Raw genomic sequence first — 18,440 nt, 5'->3', positions numbered from 1 at the left:
CCCGGCAGGCCCGCGGTGCGGCCGGCCACGTGACCGGCGCGCCGGATCCGGGCCGGGAGCCGCCGTGGCTCTACTGGCTCGACGGCCCGGAGTTGGCGGCCATGACCGGGCGCACACTGGTCGCGCTGGGCCGGCCGCGCCCCGCCGAGGCACCGCTGCACGCCGTACGGCAGCGCGGTCGCCCCCGCACCTCGGCGATCTACGGCGGCTGGCTGGCCCGGTGCTACCTCCAGCTCGGCGAGGTCGAACGGGCCTGCGCGGTCGCCGGGGAGGCCCTGCTCGACGCCGTCCGCGCCGGTTCGCCCCGGGCCCTGGGCCACCTGGCCGAGGTGCGCCGGCGGCTGGCCGGGCACGGCGACCAGCCGGCCGTCCGGCGGTACCGGGAGCTGGTCGCCGCCGCCGGCCCGTACCTGCCCCGTCCCGGACCGTCGCGCCCGGCTGGCCGGCGTCCCGCCCGCGCCCGCGGTTGAGGCCTCGCCGGGTTCCGCCGACCCGGCCGGCGCGCCGAGCCCCGGTGGTGCGACGGGGCCGATCCCGACCGGCTAGCGTCGTGGCGTGACCCACGCTGCTCCCGTTTCCCCGGTCGACCGCGCCGGGCTGCGTCAACGCATCGACAAGGCCCTGGCCGAGTTCCTGACCACCCAGCGCACCTGGATGACCGGCGTCGACGACGCCCTGCTGCCGGTCGCCGAGGCGATCGAGGCGTTCGTGCTGGGCGGGGGCAAGCGGCTACGGCCGGCGTTCGCGTACTGGGGCTTTCGGGGCGCCGGCGGGGTGGACTCCGACCAGGTGGTCACGAGCCTGGCGTCGCTGGAGTTCGTACAGGCCAGCGCGTTGATCCACGACGACCTGATGGACCGCTCCGACACCCGGCGCGGGGAGCCCGCGGTGCACCGTCGGTTCGCGGCCCGGCACCGGGCCGCCGGCTGGGGCGGCGACGCCGACGGCTTCGGCGACGCCGCGGCCATCCTGCTGGGCGACCTCTGCCTGGTCTGGTCGGACGAGCTGCTGCACTCCTCCGGGCTGGACCCGCGGACGGTCGCCCGGGCCCGGCCGGTCTTCGACGAGATGCGCACCGAGGTCACCGTCGGCCAGTACCTCGACGTGCTGACCCAGGCCACCGGCGACACCTCGCTGGAACGGGCCGGCAAGGTCGCCCGCTACAAGTCGGCGAAGTACACGGTCGAGCGCCCCGTGCTGCTCGGCGCCGCGCTGGCCGACGCGCCGGCCGAGGTCCGGTCGGCGTACTCGGCGTACGGGCTGCCGCTGGGCGAGGCGTTCCAGCTCCGCGACGACGTGCTCGGGGTGTTCGGCGACCCGGCCCAGACCGGCAAGCCGGCCGGCGACGACCTGCGCGAGGGCAAGCGCACCTATCTGGTGGCGGCGGCACTCGAGACGACCGACGCGGCCGGGCGGGAACTGCTGCTCGGCGGGCTCGGCGACCCAGGGCTGGACGAGGCCGGAATCGGCCGACTGCGGGAGATGATCAGCGGCAGCGGCGCGCTGGAGCGTACCGAGCGGCGGATCGCCACGCTGACCGACACCGCGCTCGCCGCGCTGGCCACGGTCGACCTGGACACCGAGGCCCGGCAGGCCCTCGTGGACCTGGCCATCGCCGCCACCCGCCGCACCGACTAACCCACCCTCGCCCTTCCCCGCCCTCCCTCCCCCTAATTCCGCCGCGATCTTGCAGTTCCTGCCCCCGTTTCGTCGCGCATGTCCAATATGCCGGGGCAGAAAGTGCAAGATCGCCGGGGGCGGGCGGCGGGGGCGGAGGGCGGGCGGCGCGGCGTGGGGGGGGGCGAGGGGTGGGTTAGAAGCCGAGGGCTTGGGCGCGGCGCTTTACCTCGCGGGCCTGGTCGCCGGCGAGGGCCTTCGCCGGCGTGGCGCCGGGCAGGGTCTCGTCCGGCTCGTAGAGCCAGCGCATGGCGGCCTCGTCGTCGTAGCCGGCGTCGGCCAGCAGGTTGAGCACGCCGGGCAGGTGCTTGAGCACGGTCTTGTTGGCCACCAGGTCGGCCGGGATCCGACGGATGCCATCCCGGCGCACCGCGATCAGCTCGCGGTCCCGGATCATCTGGTGGACCTTGCTGATCGACACGTCGAGGCGCTCGGCCACGTCCGGCAGGGTCAACCAGTCGGCGGCGTCGGCGGGGCCGGCGGTCTCGGGGCCGGGCACGGCCCGGTCGGCGGGTACGGAGTCGGTCACCCGACCACCCTGCCATGCCCCGGGCGGCCCCGGCCAGCGGCACCCCGGGAAGCCGGGTGAGCAGGGCGGACAGGCGGCGTGAGCGCGGCGGGACGGGTGTGTCGCACCCCGGCTGTAGCATCCTGTTCAACCTTCACCCTCTGGACACATAGACTCCCTGCCGATGGACACACAGGTCGCCGACACGTTGCTGGGCTCGCTGATAGACGGGCGCTACCGCATCCGCGGTCGCGTGGCCCGTGGCGGCATGGCGACCGTGTACACCGCCACCGACGAGCGCCTCGAGCGCACCGTCGCAGTCAAGATCATTCATCCGTCCCAGGCCCCGGACGCCCGATCCCGTGCGGCGAGCTTCGTGGCGCGCTTCACCGACGAGGCCAAGACGATCGCCCGGCTGACGCATCCGAACGTGGTCGCGGTCTACGACCAGGGCACCCACGCCGACCTGCCCTACCTGGTCATGGAGTACGTCCGGGGTCGCACTCTGCGCGACGTGCTCGCCGAGCGGCGCCGGCTCAATCCCGACGAGGCGCTGGCCATCGCCGAGCAGATGCTCGCCGCGATCGCCGCCGCGCACCGGGCCGGCCTGGTGCACCGCGACGTGAAGCCGGAGAACGTGCTGGTCGCCGAGGCGCCCACCGGCGGCGCGGCCAACCTCGTCGACAGCGTGGTCAAGGTCGCCGACTTCGGGCTGGCCCGGGCCGTCGAGGCGAGCGCCGACGACGAGGACGGCAACCAGCTGATGGCGACGGTCGCGTACGTGGCGCCGGAGCTGGTCACCGAGGGGCACGCCGACCCCCGCACCGACGTCTACTCGGCCGGCATCGTGCTGTTCGAGATGCTCACCGGCCGGGTGCCCTACGACGGCGACCGGCCCGTCGACATCGCCTGGCAGCACGTCGACCGGGACGTGCCCGCGCCGTCGACGCTGGTGCCCGGCCTGCCCAAGTCCCTCGACGACCTGGTCGCCCGGGCCACCCGGCGCGATCCGGGCGGCCGGCCGACCGACGCCGGTGCGCTGCTGGCCGAGGTGCAGGCGGTGCGGGACGACCTGGGCGACGCGAACACGCGTACCGCCGTGTTGCGCCGGGTGGCCGACGAGCCGGCGGTGGCGCAGCCGACGATGGTGGTCGCGGCGGTCCGGCCGGCCGAGCGGCCGGCGTGGGCCCGGCTGCCCGACGGCGGGGCCGCCCGCGGCGGCCGTCGCCGGGCGGTGCCCGAGGAGGGCGAGAGCCTGGGGTCGCGGCTGTCCGCGCTGCGCGCCCGGGTGATGGGCGACCCGCGTGGCCGGATGGCGGTGATCGCCGCCATGGTGGTGCTGGCGCTCGTGGCCGCCGGTGGCGGCTGGTGGTTCGGGTTCGGCCGCTACACGGTGGCGCCCCAGCTGGTGACGATGAGCAAGGCCGACGCGGAGTCGCAGGCCGCCCGCGCCGGCTTCGTCCTGACCTACGCCGAGCCGCGCTACGACGAGAAGGTCCCGAAGGACGCCGTCCTGGCGCAGGATCCGGTCTCCGCCACCCGGATCGTCAAGGGCGGCACGATCACGCTGACCCTCTCGTTGGGCCCGGAGCGGTTCCCGGTGCCCGACGTGGTGGGCAAGGAGTTCGAGCTCGCCGAGACCGACCTGCTCGACGCGAAGCTGGTGGTGGCCAAGGGCACCGCCCGCTACGACGACAACCTGCCGGCCGGCGTGGTGGTGGACACCGACCCGAAGGTGGGCACCGAGGTCAAACCGGGCGACAAGGTCACCGTTGTCCTGAGCAAGGGCAAGGCCCCGATCTCGGTGCCGAGCCTGATCGGCAAGAGCCTGGCCGAGGCCCGGACGATCCTCGCCCAGCTGGGCCTGGTGCTGGTGGAGCCACCCACCTACAAGGATTCCGACAAGCCCCGCGACGAGGTGCTCGGGCAGAGCCCGTCGGACGGCAGCGGGGTGGAGCGGGGCGCCAAGGTCAGGCTGGAGCTCAGCAAGGGCCCGCCGCTGGTGGCCGTGCCGCGGGTCGTCGACCTGCCGTGCCAGCAGGCCAAGCAGGTGTTGGAGAGCCAGCAGTTCCCGGTGGTGATCCAGTTCAACCCGAACGGCGTCGCCCGGTTCCAGAACCCGCCGGAGAACACGCAGGTGCCGCCGGGCACCCAGGTCACCATCGGATGTCTGTGACGATGACGGCACCCGAGACCGCGGCGCGCTCCCGACCGGTCGGCTCCCACACGCCCACGTCCGGCGGCCTGGCGAAGGCGGCGCTGCCGTACGCCGACGCGGCCGGCTCGCAGGTCGTGCAGGTCTACGTCTCCAACTCGCGGGGCTGGGCGCTGCCTGCGGGCGACCCGGCCCAGGACGCGCTGTTCCGCGACGGCTGCGGCGAGCGGGGCCTGCCGGTCTTCATCCACGCGTCGCTGCTGGTCAACCTGGGCTCCCCCACGGCCGACACGGTCGAGCGTTCGGCGGCGACCCTGGCTCACGCGCTGCGCCGGGGCCGGGCGATCGGCGCCGAGGGCGTGGTCTTCCACGCCGGCAGCTCGGTCGACGAGGGCCACGCCGAGGCCGCGATGCGGCAGGTACGCGAGGCCCTGCTGCCGCTGCTCGACGAGGCGGCGGCAGCGGGCGGCCCGCGGTTGCTGGTCGAGCCCAGCGCGGGCGGCGGCCGGTCGCTGGCCTCCCGGGTGGAGCAGCTCGGGCCCTACCTCGACGCGGTGGACCGGCACCCGTGGCTCGGGGTCTGCTTCGACACCTGCCACGCCTGGGCCGCCGGGCACGACCTGGCCGCCGAGGGCGGCATGACCGCGACGCTGGACACGCTGGTGGCGACGGTCGGCGCCGGCCGGCTGCGGCTGGTGCACGCGAACGACTCGAAGGACCTGTGCGGCTCCACCCGGGACCGGCACGAGAACATCGGCAAGGGCGCCATCGGCGAGCCGGCGTTCGCCGAGCTGATGGCGCATCCGGCCACCGCCGGCGTCCCGGTGGTGGTGGAGACGCCGACGGAGAAGCACGTCGGGCACGCCGCCGACATCGCCACCCTCCGGCGCCTGCACCCCTGAGGAGCCGCCCCACCCGTGAGGGCGCTGGCCGCCGGCGCGGTGCCGCTGACCGCCCGCATCCGTCAGACGCCGACCGCCCGGCCAGTCACGCCGACCGCCCGCCGGTCAGCCCCGCAGGATGCCGGTGACGACCTCGACGGCCCGGTCGATGCCGGCGTCGTCGACGTCCATGTGGGTGACCAGGCGGGCGACGCGGGGGCCGAGCACCGAGACCAGGACGCCCTCGGCGCGGGCGGCGGCGGCCAGGGCGTGCGCGTCCAGCGGCGCCTTCGTCAGGTCCAGCGGAACGAGGTTGGTCCGCACCGGGCTGGCCAGCACCCCGAACGGGGCGATCGCCTCGGCCAGCCGGGCCGCCTTCGCGTGGTCGGCGGCGAGCCGGTCGACGTGGTGGGCGAGCGCGTACCGGCCGGCGGCGGCGAGGACGCCGGCCTGGCGCATCCCGCCGCCCATCCGCTTGCGGACGAACCGGGCCCGCTCGATCTTTTCGGCGCTGCCGACGACGAGGGAGCCGACCGGCGCGCCGAGCCCCTTGGAGAGGCAGACCGACAGGGTGTCGAAGAGGGCGCCGTACTCGGCCAGCGGCACGCCGTCGGCGACGTGCGCGTGCCAGATCCGGGCGCCGTCGCAGTGCAGCGCGACCTGCGCCTCGTCGGCGACCCGGCGCAGCTCGCGCAGGGTGGCCAGCGGGATCACCCCGCCGCCGCCCCGGTTGTGGGTCTGCTCCACGGCGATGGACCGGGTCGGCACCGCCCAGTAGCCGTCGGGACGGATCATGGCGGCGACCGCGTCGGGGTCGATGTCCGCGCCGACCGCCGGCCACGTCCGCGAGGAGATCCCACCGTACGCGGCGGCGGCCCCGATCTCGTACGTGACCACGTGCGCGTCGGCGTCGCAGAGCAGCTCGTTGCCGGGCGGCACCACCAGTTGCAGGGCGATCTGGTTGGCCATCGACCCGGTGGGGGCGAACAGCGCCGCCTCGTGCCCGAACAGCGCGGCGACCTCGGCCTCCAGCGCGTTGACCGTCGGGTCCTCGCCGTAGACGTCGTCGCCGACCTCGGCGGCGGCCATCGCCTCGCGCATCCCGGCGGTCGGCCGGGTCACCGTGTCGGAGCGGAGATCCACCATGCCCCGGCTCGCGGCCGAGGGGCGGGTGGGCTCGCCGCCCCCGCTCGTCGAAGGCTCAGCCACGGAGCATCTCCGCCACCAGGAAGGCCAGCTCCAGCGACTGCTGGGTGTTCAGCCGGGGGTCGCAGGCGGTCTCGTACCGGTCGGGTAGGTCGAGGTCCTCGATGCCCTGGGCGCCGCCGAGGCACTCGGTGACGTCCTCGCCGGTCAGCTCGACGTGCAGGCCGCCGGGGTGGGTCTCCAGGGCCCGGTGCACCTCGAAGTAGCCGAGCACCTCGTCGACGATGCGGTCGAAGTGCCGCGTCTTGTAGCCGTTGGACGACTCGTGGGTGTTGCCGTGCATCGGGTCGCACTGCCAGACCACCTTCGCGCCGGCGGCCGTCACCTTCGCCACGATCGGCGGCAGGGCGTCGCGGACGCGGTGGTTGCCCATCCGGCTGATCAGGGTGAGCCGGCCGGGGACGTTGTCCGGGTTGAGCTTCTCGCAGAGCTCGATCGCCTCGTCCGGGGTGGTGGTGGGGCCGAGCTTGACCCCGATCGGGTTGGCGATGCGGGAGATGAAGTCGATGTGCGCCCCGTCGATCTGGCGGGTGCGCTCGCCGATCCAGAGGAAGTGCCCGGACAGGCCGTAGGCCCGGCGGTCGGAGACCCGGGTCAGCGCCCGGTCGTACTCCAGGGCGAGGGCCTCGTGGGAGCAGTAGAGGGTGACGGTGCGCAGCGCCTCGTCGTCGGTCATGCCGCAGGCGCGGATGAAGGCCAGCGCCCGGTCGATCTCCCGGGCGATCGCCTCGTAGCGCTCGCCGGCCGGGGAGTTCTTGACGAAGCCCTTGTTCCAGTCGTGCACGGCGTGCAGGTCGGCCAGCCCGCCGGCCAGGTAGGCGCGGAGCATGTTCATGGCGGCGGCCGAGTTCGCGTACGCCCGGATCATGCGCTGCGGGTCGGCGGCCCGCGCCTCCGGCGTGGCCTCCAGCGAGTTGATCATGTCGCCGCGGTAGGCGGGCAGGCCGCGCGCGTCGGTCGGCAGCGACCGGGGCTTCGTGTACTGCCCGGCCACCCGCGCGACCTTGACCACCGGCAGCGAGGCGCCGTAGGTGAGCACGATGGCCATCTGGAGCAGTGTGCGGGCGTTGGCCAGCAGGTGGCTCTCGGTGTTGTCGGCGAAGGTCTCCGCGCAGTCGCCGCCCTGGAGCAGGAACGCCTTGCCCTCGCACACCAGCGCCAGCCGCTGGCGCAGCTGGTCGACCTCGTAGGGCGCCACCACCGAGGGCACGGTGTCGAGCACCTTGCAGACCTCGGCGACGCCGGCCGGGTCCGGCCAGGGCGGGGTCTGCGCGCGCGGCAGCTCCCGCCAGCGGTCGAGGCCGAGGGCCGCGTCCTCGGCGGAGTCGACGGTCGGGCGGCTGGTCTGCAGCCCAGGGCTGCCCACCGCCGGATGGCTCAGCTGATGCCACTCATGGCGCATGACAGAAAGCGTACGGCGACCGCCGGGGCGACCGACCGGCGAGGGGGCGGGTTCCGGCAGGTGAGAGCTGAGTCACCGGAGCGCAGGTCAGGGCGTCGCGGCCGGCGCGGGGGTGTTGCCGCCCGGCGCCTCGGCGGCGATGCACCAGTCGGCCCCGTCGCGGGTGACCGTGAACAGCAGCGGCCGGGTGGTCGTACGGGAACCGGCGGTGACCGAGACCGTGGCGCTGACCTCCTGGCCGCGCGGGCCGGAGCGGACGTCGGTGATCTCGGCCTGCGGCACCTTGAAGTGGTCGGCGAAGTCGCCGTTCGGGCCGGTGGCCGCGGCGTCGAAGCTCTCCTGGAGGACGGCGCAGAGCTGGCTGCGGCCGGCCGCGACGTCCTTGGCGGTCATCGCGTCGAGGTAGGCCTGCACCCGCTCGCGCGACTTCGCGGCGGCCTCCTCGGCCGGCGCCCGCCCGGGCTTGGTCGAGTCGTCGTCCTCGCCGATGCCGCAGCCGAGCAGGGCGAGGGGCAGGGTTCCGAGCAGTACGGCACCCGCCGCGAGCCTCCCGTGCGTCGCGCGCATCGCCACCTCCGTCGCCGTGGACATCGAGCCCGTTGAGCGGCGAGTCTGTCACATCGACGGGCGTGCCCGGCAGCCCGCCGCGCCGCGCCGGGAGCCGGTCACTCCCCCGCGCCGGCCGGGTCCGCCTCCCGCCGACCACTGACGCCGACCGGCGTGCCAGCCGGGGCAGGGCGGGGCGGGCAGAGCGAACTGAGCGGGCGCCGTCGGGGGCACGGCGGGCGGGCGCCGTCGGGGGCACGGTGGAGCGGGCGCCGTCGGGGGCACGGCCGGGCGGGGAGGGACCGGTGCGCGGTCCCTCCCCGCCGTGTGGGGGTACGTCGGCCTGCGGCTAGCCGAGACCGCCCTTGATGGCGCCGATGAGCTCGCCGTTGCCGGTGTCACCGGAGAGCTCCCAGAAGAACGCGCCACCGAGGCCCTGGTTCTTCGCGTACGTCATCTTGCCGCCGATGGTGGACGGGGTGTCGTAGCTCCACCAGTTGCTGCCGCACTTGGCGTACGCCGTGCCGGCGACGGTGCCGGTGGCCGGGCAGGTGTTCTTGAGGACCTTGTAGTCCTCGATGCCCTGCTCGTAGGTGCCCGGGGCGGGGCCGGTCGCGGTGCCACCCGGGGCGGCCTGGGTGACCCCGGTCCAGCCACGGCCGTAGAAGCCGATGCCGAGCAGCAGCTTGTTGGCCGGGATGCCCTTGCTCTTGAGCTTCTGGATCGCCGCGTCCGACCAGAAGCCCTGCTGCGGGATGCCGGCGTAGGAGGTGAGCGGCGAGTGCGGGGCGGTCGGCCCCTGGGCGGCCCACGCGCCGAAGAAGTCGTACGTCATCGGCATGATCCAGTTGAGGTGCGGCGCGGCGCCCGCGTAGTCGGTGGCGTCGATCTTGCCGCCGTCGCTGCCGTCCGCGGTGATCGCGGCGGTCACCAGCGCGGACGAGCCGAACTTCGTCCGCAGCGCCCCGACCACGTTCTTGAAGGCGTTCGGGCCGCTGGAGTCGCAGGTCAGGCCGCAGGCGTTCGGGTACTCCCAGTCGACGTCGATGCCGTCGAAGACGTCCGCCCAGCGCGGGTCCTCGACCAGGTTGTAGCAGCTCTCGGCGAAGGCGGTCGGGTTCTGCGCGGCCTGGGTGAAGCCGCCGGACCACGTCCAGCCGCCGAAGGACCAGATCACCTTCAGGTGCGGGTACATCTTCTTGAGCTTGCGCAGCTGGTTGAAGCTGCCGCGCAGCGGCTGGTCCCAGGTGTCGGCGACGCCGTCGACGCTGTCGGCCGCCGTGTACGCCTTCTCGTAGTCGGCGTAGCTGTCACCGATCGTGCAGCGGCCGCCGGTGGTGTTGCCGAAGGCGTACAGGATGTGGGTCAGCTTGGCCGCGGAGCCGCTGGTGTGGATGTTCTTGACGTGGTAGTTGCGGCCGTAGACGCCCCACTGGGCGAAGTAGCCGACGACCTTCTTGCCGCTCGGGTCCGGCGGCGGCGTGGTGGGCGGCGGGGTGGTCGGCGGCGGCGTGGTGGGCGGCGCCGAGGTCGGCGGGGTGGAGGTGGGCGGCGTGCTGGTGGGCGGCGTGCCGCCGCCGCACGAGGCGCCGTTGATCGTGCAGTTCAGCGGCGCCTTGTACGCGCCGGTGCCGTTGTAGCCCCAGCTGAACGTGGCGCCCGGCGCGAGCGGGCCGGCCCAGCTCTTCTTGACGGCGACGTAGTGGTCGCCGGTGCGCGTGACGTCGGCGTCCCAGGAGCTGCTGATGCTGGTGCCCGCCGGCAGGTCGAACTCGATGCGCCAGGTGCTGACCGACGCGCTCGACCCGTTGGTGATGGTCACCCGAGCCTCGTGACCGGTCCCCCAGTCCTGCGCCTTGGCGAACGCGGCGGTCACGCTGCCGTCGCCGAAGGCGCTGGCCATCGGGACCGTGGCGGCCGTCACCGCCATGACGGCGCCGACCCAGAGGGCACGGCGGAGGGATCTTTTCATGTGGCGTCTCCCCAAACAGTTAGGAAACTTTCCAGAAGGATGGTGAGACGCTACTCACGCCGTCATCGCTTCGTCAAGATGTGCATCTATCGATTTCTGCTGGGAGCGTCGTCGGCCCCCGTCCGCCCGGGCGGGCGGCCCCGCGCGGCGCGCGTAACCTCTGCCCATGACCGTCTTCGACACCCAGATCGACGCCCTGACCGGCGGCCCGGCCGACCTCGCGCAGCACCGGGGCCGCGCGCTGCTCGTCGTCAACGTCGCCTCCCGCTGCGGCCTCACCCCGCAGTACGCCGGCCTCCAGGCCCTGCACGACGAGTACGCCGAACGCGGCCTGGTGGTCCTCGGCGTGCCCTGCAATCAGTTCGCCGGCCAGGAGCCGGGCACGGCCGAGGAGATCAGCGACTTCTGCCAGGTCAAATACGGCGTCACCTTCCCGCTGACGGAGAAGGTCGACGTCAACGGCCCCGGCCGCCACCCGCTCTACGCCGCGCTGGTGGGTGCCGCCGACGCCGAGGGACACACCGGCGACGTGCGGTGGAACTTCGAGAAGTTCCTGGTCGCCCCGGACGGCACGGTGGCGGGCCGGTTCGCGCCGACCGTCCAGCCCGACTCGGCCGACCTGCGCGCCGCGATCGAGAAGGTGCTGCCCCCGGCGGCCTGACCACCCGTCCGCGCCGCGCCTGCCGGGTGCCGCCGCCCGGCAGCGCCCCTGGTCGACGTCGGGCACCGCTTCCCGGCCGGTCGCCCGGCCCGCGCCCGCCGCCCTCCGGTGTGGAGGCCCGCCGGCGCGACCGGCCGGCCGGTCGCGCGGCCGGCGCAGGACGGCGTCGGCGCGGTTCGCGCCGAAGCGCGCCCCGGACACGCCCGCCGGCAGTACGTTGGGCGGACGACCCGGCACCGGTCACGACCCGGCGCGGCGCCCGGGCCGGCGGCGGCACGCCCGCCGTTCCGACGCGGCGCGAATTGTCGACCTTGCCGGTAGGGAATACGGCCACGGCGAACGGAGTTGGGAACCGACATGACGACTGTGGGACTGATCGGCAGTGGACACATCGGCGGCACGGTGGCCCGGCTGGCGGTGGCGGCCGGCTACGACGTGGTGTTGAGCAACTCGCGCGGCCCGGAGACGCTCAAGGACCTCGTGGACGAGTTGGGCCCGCGCGCCCGCGCGGCCACCCCGGCGGAGGCGGCGGAGGCCGGCGACCTGGTGGTCGTCACCATCCCGCTGAAGGCGTACCGGGACGTGCCGGTCGAGCCGCTCGCCGGCAAGGTCGTGCTCGACACGAACAACTACTACCCGGAGCGGGACGGCACGTTCCCCGAGCTGGACTCGGGCTCGGCCACCAGCAGCGAGCTGCTCCAGCGCCATCTGCCGCGCTCGCGCGTGGTCAAGGTCTTCAACAACATCTTCTTCAAGCACCTGCACGCGCTGGCCCGGCCCGCCGGCGCCGCCGACCGCAGCGCGCTGCCGATCGCCGGCGACGACGCGGGGGCGAAGGCCGACACCACGGCCTTCCTCGACCGGATCGGCTACGACGCGGTCGACGCCGGGACGCTCGCCGAGAGCTGGCGCTACCAGCCGGACACGCCGGCGTACGGCACCATCTACTCGGTGGACCCGGCCAACTGGGAGCGCGAGGCGCCGGCCGCCGCCGCCACGGTGCGCGACGCGCTGGCCGCCGCCACCCGCTGAGCCCCACGTCCGACGACCGGGCGGGCCGTCCCGGACGGCCCGCCCCTTCCTGTCGAAGGGCCGTCGCCGCGCGCCCGCCGGCCCGCCCCCGCCTGCCCGACGGCCCGGCCCCGCCTGCCAAGACGGCCCGGCCCCGCCTGCCGACGGCCCCGCATGGGGGCACCGGCCGGCAGCCTGTAGCTAACTTTCCTTGACGGGCCATCAATGTGTAGCTAAGTTTCGACCATCCGACGGGAGGTCGAACATGGAGCGCAGGAAGTTCCTGGCCGGAGCGGGTGCGGTGACCGCGGGCGCGGTCGCGGCGGCGGCCCCCGGCACGCCCGGCGGCGCGGTGCCCGGCATCCGCCGCGTGGAGACCGGGCTCGACGTGCTCGTCGGGTCCGACTTCGCGGACCTCGCCGGCCAGCGGGTCGGCGTGATCTCCAACCCGACCGGTGTGGACGCGTCCTACCGGCACCTGGTCGACCTGATGCACGCCTCCGGCGCGGTGCGGCTGGCCGCCGCGTTCGGCCCCGAGCACGGCTTCCGCGGCTCGGCCCAGGCCGGGGGCAGCGAGGGCACCGGCGTCGACGCCCGCACCGGGATCACCGTCTACGACGCGTACGGGGCCTCGCAGGCCAAGTGGGAGACCATGTTCACCGAGGCCGGCGTCGACACCGTCGTCTTCGACATCCAGGACGTGGGCGCCCGCTTCTACACGTACATCTGGACGATGTACACCTCCATGGTGGCCGCCGCCCGGGTCGGCAAGCGGTACGTCGTGCTGGACCGGCCGAACCCCGTCGGCGGGCGGGCGTACGGGCCGATGATGACCGCCGACTACACCTCCGGCGTGGGCCTGAAGGAGATCGTCCAGCAGCACGGGATGACCGTCGGCGAGCTGGCCGGTTTCTTCAACGCGGAGTTCCTGCCCGCCGCGGCCGGGCGGCCGGTCGACCTGCACGTCGTCAAGTGCCGCCACTGGAAGCGCGACCGGCTCGCCGCCGACACCGACCTGCCCTGGGTGATGCCCAGCCCGAACATGCCCACCACGGACACCGCGCTGGTCTACCCCGGCACCGGCCTGTTCGAGGGCGTCGCCTCGATCACCGAGGGCCGGGGCACCTGCAAGCCGTTCGAGCTGATCGGCGGCCTCGCCGACGACTTCGACTACCACTGGTCCGACCGGCTCAACGCCCGGGAGCTGCCCGGCGTCGAGTTCCGCGAGGCGTACTTCACGCCGACGTCCGCCGGGCAGAAGCCGGCGCTGCTCAACAAGCTCTGCGCCGGGGTCGAGGTCAAGGTCGTCGACCGGGCGAAGTACGACCCGGTCCGCACGGCCGTCGCCATGCTGGTGGAGGCGCACAAGTACGACGCGTTCGCGTGGCGGCGCGACTCGTGGGACGCCGCGCGCCCGTACTGGATCGACAAGCTGACCGGGTCGCCTCGGCTGCGCACGATGATCGACGCGGGCGCCGACGTGGACGACGTGGTCGGCGCCTGGGCCGACGAGCTGGCCGACTTCGACCGCCGGCGCAAGCCCCACCTGCTCTACCGCTGATCTCGCCGGCCAAGACGCCGACCCGGGCGATGAAGATCGGCCGAGTCGGCGTCGTCGCCAACGACTCCTCGCGAGGTCGTCGATCGATCAAGATCTTGGTGGGAGAAGGCCCCCACCGGGGCCCGTTCCCGCCAAGATCTTCAGCCATCCTGAAGGCCGGAACAGAGCGCCCGGGTGCTGGACGCGGTGCGGACGTCGGCCGGAAGCGAAAGAGTCAGTCGGCCTGGGCCGCCAGCTCGCGGGCGCGGTCGCGGGCCGCCTCCAGGGCGGCGAGCAGCGCCGCGCGTACGCCGTGCTTCTCCAGCTCGCGCACGGCGGAGATGGTCGTGCCGGCCGGCGAGGTGACCGCCTCGCGCAGCTTCACCGGGTGCTCGCCGGAGTCCCGCAGCATCACGGCGGAGCCGATGGCGGTCTGCACGATCAGCTCGTGCGCGACCTGCCGGGGCAGGCCGAGCAGGATGCCCGCGTCGATCATCGCCTCGACCAGCAGGTAGAAGTACGCCGGCCCGGAGCCGGAGAGCGCGGTCACCGCGTCCTGCTGCGACTCGGGCACCCGGATGGTCGAGCCCAGCGGCTTGAACATCTCCTCGGCCAGCGCGAGGTGCGTCCCGGTGGCGTGCGCGCCGGCGGAGATCGCGGTCATCGCCTCGTCGACCAGGGCGGGGGTGTTGGTCATGACCCGCACGACGGGGGTGCCCTCGGGCAGCCGGCGGTTGAAGAAGCTGGTCGGCAGGCCGGCGCAGAGCGAGATGACCAGCTTGTCGGCGGGCACCTTCGGCCCGATCTCCTCCAGCAGCGTCGCCGCGTCCTGCGGCTTGACGGAGACCGCGAGCACCTCGGCCTCGTCCACCGCGGTGAGGTTGTCGACCACCCGCACCCCGTAGCGGGCGGTCAGCTCCTCGGCGTGGGCGGGCCGGCGGGCGGTGGCCAGCAGCCGGTCGACGGGCCAGCCCGAGCGCAGCAGCCCGGAGAGCATCAGCTCGCCGATCTTGCCCGCCCCGATCACCGCGACCGTGTGCACCGAACCCGCCATCGCCGTCGTACCCCCTCGCCGTGCGCGGCGGCGCGGCGGACCTGGACGGCCCGCCGCGACGCCGTGGACTGGATCAGCTGCCGAAGAAGACCTCGGCCTCGGCGTACCGCTCCAGCGGCACGGTCTTCAGCTCGCGGGTGGCCTCGGCGAGCGGCACGCGGACGATGTCCGTGCTCTGCATGGCGACCATCTTGCCCCAGTCGCCCTCGTGGACCGCGTCGATCGCGTGCAGGCCGAGCCGGGTGGCGAGCACCCGGTCGAAGGCGGTCGGGGTGCCGCCGCGCTGGATGTGCCCGAGCACGACCGTGCGGGCCTCCTTGCCGGTCTTGGCCTCCAGCTGCTCGGCGAGCCACTGGCCGATGCCGCCGAGGCGGACGTGGCCGAACGCGTCGAGCTCCTGGTTGTGCAGCACCATCTGGCCGTCGAGCGGCTGGGCGCCCTCGGCGACGACGACGATCGGGGCGTACTGGTGCTGGAAGCGCTTCTCGACGTAGCCGGCGACCTGGTCGACGTCGAACTGCCGCTCCGGCAGCAGGATCACGTTGGCGCCGCCGGCCAGGCCGGCGTGCAGGGCGATCCAGCCGGCGTGCCGGCCCATCACCTCGACCACCAGGGTGCGGTGGTGGCTCTCGGCCGTGGTGTGCAGCCGGTCGATGGCCTCCATCGCGATGTTGACGGCGGTGTCGAAGCCGAAGGTGTAGTCGGTGGCGCCGAGGTCGTTGTCGATCGTCTTCGGCACGCCGATCACGTGCACGCCGAGCTCGTGCAGCTTGGTGGCCACACCGAGGGTGTCCTCGCCGCCGATCGCGATGAGCGCGTCGACGCCCTGCGCGGCGAGGTTGTCCTTGATCCGCTCGACGCCGTTCTCGATCTTGAAGGGGTTGGTCCGCGACGAACCGAGGATGGTGCCGCCGCGCGGCAGGATGCCGCGGACCTCCGCGATGCCCAGCGGGCGGGACAGGCCCTCCAACGGGCCCTTCCAACCGTCCCGGAAGCCCACGAACTCGTGGTCGTAGTTGGCGACGCCCTTGCGGACCACCGCCCGGATGACCGCGTTGAGACCTGGGCAGTCGCCGCCGCCGGTGAGCACGCCGATACGCATGATCTGCTCATCCTCCTGGAGCATCAGGTGAAGCCCGATTTGCCCCAGGATATGTGTCGGATCAGACCATCGGCGCCGTTGCCGGCCCGGGGCGGGCCGTCACTGCGCACTGTAGTCGCCGCGGGAGTGCGCCGACATCGCGCCCCGGGCCGGTCCCACCGGCGGTCGGCCTACCGGTCAGTAGCTGACCTCGTGGTTCTCCCCCGCCTTCGGCGGTTTCCCGGTCACCGCCGCCTTGGCGAAGCCGAACAGGTTGACCACGGTGCTGGACGGCGAGTCCCAGTACTCCGCCGAGCTGGCGTGGACCTTGACCAGCGTGATGCCGGGGGTCTCCAGCCCGTCCGGGAACCACGCCTTGAGCAGCGGGTTCCACAACTGCTCGGCCTTGGCCCGGTCGTAGCCCTCCTGGGCGGTTCCGGCGATCGAGACCCAGGCGTTGCGCTTCGAGTCGGAGAAGGCCACGTTGACCTCCGGGTTCACCCGGATCTGGCGGACCTTGGCGGAGTCCGCGTACGCGAAGAACCACAGGTCGCCGTCGAACTCGGCCTCCTGCAGGCCCATCGGCCGGCTCACCAGGCGGCCGTCCACACCGATGGTCGTCAGCATGCAGATCCGCGCCTCCCGGACCAGCTCGGTCACCCGGCGTCGGGCCTCGGCGGCGCTGCTCGGTTCGTTGCTCATGGGACCACTCCCTCGCATCGGCTCGATTGCGCACCGGTGCCCGGGACAGAACAGACCAAACCTACGAACCGGTCATCGCTCGCCAGCGTGCCAGGTTGTGCCGGGCGTCGACGAGCGCGTCGTGCCGGGCCGACGCCGCGTCCGGCAGCGGCGGCCGGCCCCGGTCGTCCCAGAGCTGGCGCAGCTCCTTGGTGAACCGGGGAATCTCCCGGGGCAGCGCCGGCATCGCCCCCCAGAGCTGGGCGAGGACGACGTGGTCGTAGGCGGCGTACCAGGCCCAGAGCTCCAGCTGCTCGCCCGGACGGTCGCGGACCGGCTCGACGAGGAAGTCGTACAGCTCGTCGCGGATGCGCTCCCGGGAGCGCCAGGCGCGGTCCGCCGGGGAGGGCAGCTTGTCGAGCACGTTGCGGCGCACCCAGGGCACGGCCCGCGAGTCGTCGAACTCGGTCGAGACGGCGTAGAACTCGCGGCCGTACTCGTCGACGACGCCGATCGACACCAGGTCGACGACGCGGCCGTCCTCGATGAACTCGCAGTCGTAGAAGTAGCGGTAGACCATCGCCGTCATCCTCGCCCACGGCGGTCGGGTGCCGGCGACCGGGGTTGCCGCGCCCGGCCGCCGGCGGCACCGGCGCCCCCGCCGGCCCGGGGGGCGAGAGTGGTCCCGCCTCCCGCGCCCGCCGGCCGTGGTCGCCGCCGCGACCGGATCCGCCCCCGCCCCCCGGCGGCGCCGCCCGGGAACCGGATCCGGCTGCCACGATGCCGGTCGCCGCAGCTCGGGAGTGTCACGGAAGTGATTTGAGGGGTGTACAGCAAGCGACAGGACCGTCATGATCTGATGTGTACCGCTACCGGACGCCGAACCGGTGTCAGTTCACCTCGTCGAGGGCCTTCAGGTTCACCCGGTGAGCGAGTTGTGGTCCTTGACCGGGGAGGGGTTGGGCCGTGGAGATGCGCCTGCCGGAGCCGGGTGACGCGCTCACGGGTGTGGAGATGTTCGCCGGGCTCGAGCCGGAGGTCCGGCAACGGGTCATCGCGGCGGCGGTCCCCCGGACCTACCGCAAGGGTCAGCTGCTGTTCGTGGAGAACGACCCGGGCGAGTCCCTGATCGTGCTGCGCCGGGGCGCGGTGGCGGTCTTCCGCACCGCGCCGACCGGCGAGCGGGCCGTGCTGTCGGTCATCCGACCGCCCGACGTGCTGGGCGAGGTCTCCCTGCTCGACGCGTCCACCCGCTCGGCCTCGGCCGAGGCGATCGAGGACTGCGCGGCGCTCGCGCTGTCCCGGGGCGCGTTCATGGAGCTGGTCCACTCCAACCCGCGCATCCTCGACGCGGTGATGCGCTCGCTGGGCGGGCTGATCCGCCGGCTCACCGAGCAGAACGCCGACCACGTCTTCCTGGACCTGCCCGGCCGGGTCGCCAAGACCCTGGTGCGGCTGGCCGGCGAGAGCCAGGCCCCGATGATCACCATCGAGCTCAACCAGAGCCAGCTCGCCGAGATGGCCGGCGGCTCGCGGCAGAGCGTCAACCAGGCGATCGGCTCGTTCGCCAACCGCGGCTGGCTGCGCACCGAGGGCCGCCGGATCGTGGTCACCGACGTGGCGGCGCTGCGCCGCCGCGCCGGCATGAGCGACCGCTGAGGCGTACGCGCCCGGGCCCGCCTCACCCACCACACCCGAAAGGGCCGGAGCAACCGCTCCGGCCCTTTCGTCGTACGCGGTCGTCAGGGGGTGGCGCTGCCCGGCCCGACCCAGTTGGTCGTGCTGCCCGGCCCGACCCACTCGGTACCGTCCTTGCTGCCGCCGCCGGACTGCTCGCTGACGATGCCCTGCGCCTGGAGCGTCGCCAGCGTGGCGGCGTCCACGTCGACGGAGTCGCCCGCGAGGTGGCTCACCCCGTTGCTGTCGGTCCAGTCGCTCTGCAGCATCACGTACACCATCGGATGTCCCCCTGTGGTCGTTGCTCGGTAAATCAGCCGCCTGACTGTAGCCGCAGGACCGGCCGGTGGACTGTCCACAAGCCAACAGCCCGGTACCCGACAGCTGG

At 73.6% G+C, this 18,440-nt stretch carries 17 protein-coding genes and 1 pseudogene; 8 read left to right on the top strand and 10 right to left on the bottom strand.

Going from position 1 to position 18,440, the window contains the following annotated elements; translation table 11 throughout:
- Together ACWENR_RS02990 and ACWENR_RS02985 are read left to right on the top strand one after the other, a co-directional pair.
- Positions 1-470: pseudogene (locus ACWENR_RS02990) on the top strand (hypothetical protein); the annotation flags it as partial.
- A gap of 85 nt (positions 471-555) precedes the next feature.
- Entirely contained in the window at positions 556-1,638 is a 1,083-nt protein-coding gene (locus ACWENR_RS02985; protein WP_452275379.1) for a polyprenyl synthetase family protein, read from the top strand.
- A gap of 175 nt (positions 1,639-1,813) precedes the next feature.
- Here the strand turns inward: ACWENR_RS02985 and ACWENR_RS02980 are convergent, their stop codons facing one another.
- Positions 1,814-2,206, bottom strand: a complete 393-nt coding sequence (locus tag ACWENR_RS02980) for an Rv2175c family DNA-binding protein (RefSeq protein WP_452275378.1) — start codon at positions 2,204-2,206, stop codon at positions 1,814-1,816.
- 163 nt (positions 2,207-2,369) lie between these two features.
- Here ACWENR_RS02980 and pknB point away from each other — a divergent pair, with 163 nt between their 5' ends.
- Both pknB and ACWENR_RS02970 read left to right on the top strand, forming a co-directional pair.
- Complete coding sequence (gene pknB / locus ACWENR_RS02975) at positions 2,370-4,361, top strand: Stk1 family PASTA domain-containing Ser/Thr kinase (protein WP_452275377.1); 1,992 nt, start codon at positions 2,370-2,372, stop codon at positions 4,359-4,361.
- A gap of 2 nt (positions 4,362-4,363) precedes the next feature.
- Entirely contained in the window at positions 4,364-5,242 is an 879-nt protein-coding gene (locus ACWENR_RS02970) for a deoxyribonuclease IV (RefSeq protein WP_452275376.1), read from the top strand.
- 105 nt (positions 5,243-5,347) lie between these two features.
- Here the strand turns inward: ACWENR_RS02970 and ACWENR_RS02965 are convergent, their stop codons facing one another.
- The 4 genes from ACWENR_RS02965 to ACWENR_RS02950 form a co-directional block, all read right to left on the bottom strand.
- A complete protein-coding gene (locus ACWENR_RS02965; RefSeq protein ID WP_452275384.1) occupies positions 5,348-6,367 on the bottom strand; it encodes a threonine aldolase family protein in 1,020 nt (339 codons plus the stop codon).
- A 55-nt stretch (positions 6,368-6,422) separates the two neighbouring features.
- Entirely contained in the window at positions 6,423-7,829 is a 1,407-nt protein-coding gene (locus ACWENR_RS02960; RefSeq protein ID WP_091104767.1) for a class II 3-deoxy-7-phosphoheptulonate synthase, read from the bottom strand.
- A gap of 87 nt (positions 7,830-7,916) precedes the next feature.
- Complete coding sequence (locus tag ACWENR_RS02955; protein WP_452275375.1) at positions 7,917-8,396, bottom strand: hypothetical protein; 480 nt, start codon at positions 8,394-8,396, stop codon at positions 7,917-7,919.
- Positions 8,397-8,724: 328 nt separating this feature from the next.
- Complete coding sequence (locus ACWENR_RS02950) at positions 8,725-10,347, bottom strand: glycosyl hydrolase family 18 protein (RefSeq protein WP_452275374.1); 1,623 nt, start codon at positions 10,345-10,347, stop codon at positions 8,725-8,727.
- Positions 10,348-10,513: 166 nt separating this feature from the next.
- On the opposite strand from ACWENR_RS02950, the gene ACWENR_RS02945 reads away from it, so the two are divergent.
- The 3 genes from ACWENR_RS02945 (at position 10,514) to ACWENR_RS02935 (ending at position 13,580) form a co-directional block, all read left to right on the top strand.
- Positions 10,514-11,008, top strand: coding sequence for a glutathione peroxidase (locus ACWENR_RS02945; protein ID WP_452275373.1), 495 nt, complete (start codon positions 10,514-10,516; stop codon positions 11,006-11,008).
- 357 nt (positions 11,009-11,365) lie between these two features.
- On the top strand, positions 11,366-12,040 hold the full coding sequence (locus ACWENR_RS02940; protein WP_452275372.1) for an NADPH-dependent F420 reductase: 675 nt from the start codon (positions 11,366-11,368) through the stop codon (positions 12,038-12,040).
- Between the two features lie 244 nt (positions 12,041-12,284).
- The gene (locus ACWENR_RS02935; RefSeq protein ID WP_452275371.1) at positions 12,285-13,580 is read left to right on the top strand and encodes an exo-beta-N-acetylmuramidase NamZ family protein; all 1,296 of its coding nucleotides are present in this window, start codon (positions 12,285-12,287) and stop codon (positions 13,578-13,580) included.
- Between the two features lie 214 nt (positions 13,581-13,794).
- Here the strand turns inward: ACWENR_RS02935 and proC are convergent, their stop codons facing one another.
- The 4 genes from proC to ACWENR_RS02915 form a co-directional block, all read right to left on the bottom strand.
- The gene (gene proC, locus ACWENR_RS02930) at positions 13,795-14,613 is read right to left on the bottom strand and encodes a pyrroline-5-carboxylate reductase (RefSeq protein WP_452275370.1); all 819 of its coding nucleotides are present in this window, start codon (positions 14,611-14,613) and stop codon (positions 13,795-13,797) included.
- A 73-nt stretch (positions 14,614-14,686) separates the two neighbouring features.
- On the bottom strand, positions 14,687-15,715 hold the full coding sequence (locus tag ACWENR_RS02925; RefSeq protein ID WP_452275383.1) for a 6-phosphofructokinase: 1,029 nt from the start codon (positions 15,713-15,715) through the stop codon (positions 14,687-14,689).
- Between the two features lie 177 nt (positions 15,716-15,892).
- Positions 15,893-16,396: a pyridoxamine 5'-phosphate oxidase family protein gene (locus ACWENR_RS02920; protein WP_452275369.1), complete on the bottom strand. Its 504-nt coding sequence runs from the start codon at positions 16,394-16,396 to the stop codon at positions 15,893-15,895.
- A 61-nt stretch (positions 16,397-16,457) separates the two neighbouring features.
- Positions 16,458-16,955: a polyadenylate-specific 3'-exoribonuclease AS gene (locus ACWENR_RS02915; RefSeq protein WP_452275368.1), complete on the bottom strand. Its 498-nt coding sequence runs from the start codon at positions 16,953-16,955 to the stop codon at positions 16,458-16,460.
- Between the two features lie 386 nt (positions 16,956-17,341).
- Here ACWENR_RS02915 and ACWENR_RS02910 point away from each other — a divergent pair, with 386 nt between their 5' ends.
- Positions 17,342-18,034, top strand: a complete 693-nt coding sequence (locus tag ACWENR_RS02910) for a Crp/Fnr family transcriptional regulator (protein ID WP_091104723.1) — start codon at positions 17,342-17,344, stop codon at positions 18,032-18,034.
- A gap of 83 nt (positions 18,035-18,117) precedes the next feature.
- Here ACWENR_RS02910 and ACWENR_RS02905 read toward each other — a convergent pair whose 3' ends face one another.
- Positions 18,118-18,333, bottom strand: coding sequence for a hypothetical protein (locus tag ACWENR_RS02905; RefSeq protein WP_091104720.1), 216 nt, complete (start codon positions 18,331-18,333; stop codon positions 18,118-18,120).
- Between the last annotated feature and the right edge of the window lie 107 nt (positions 18,334-18,440).

It is taken from the genome of Micromonospora sp. NPDC004336 (assembly GCF_053602615.1).
This window is presented reverse-complemented; position numbering and strand designations above follow the sequence as displayed.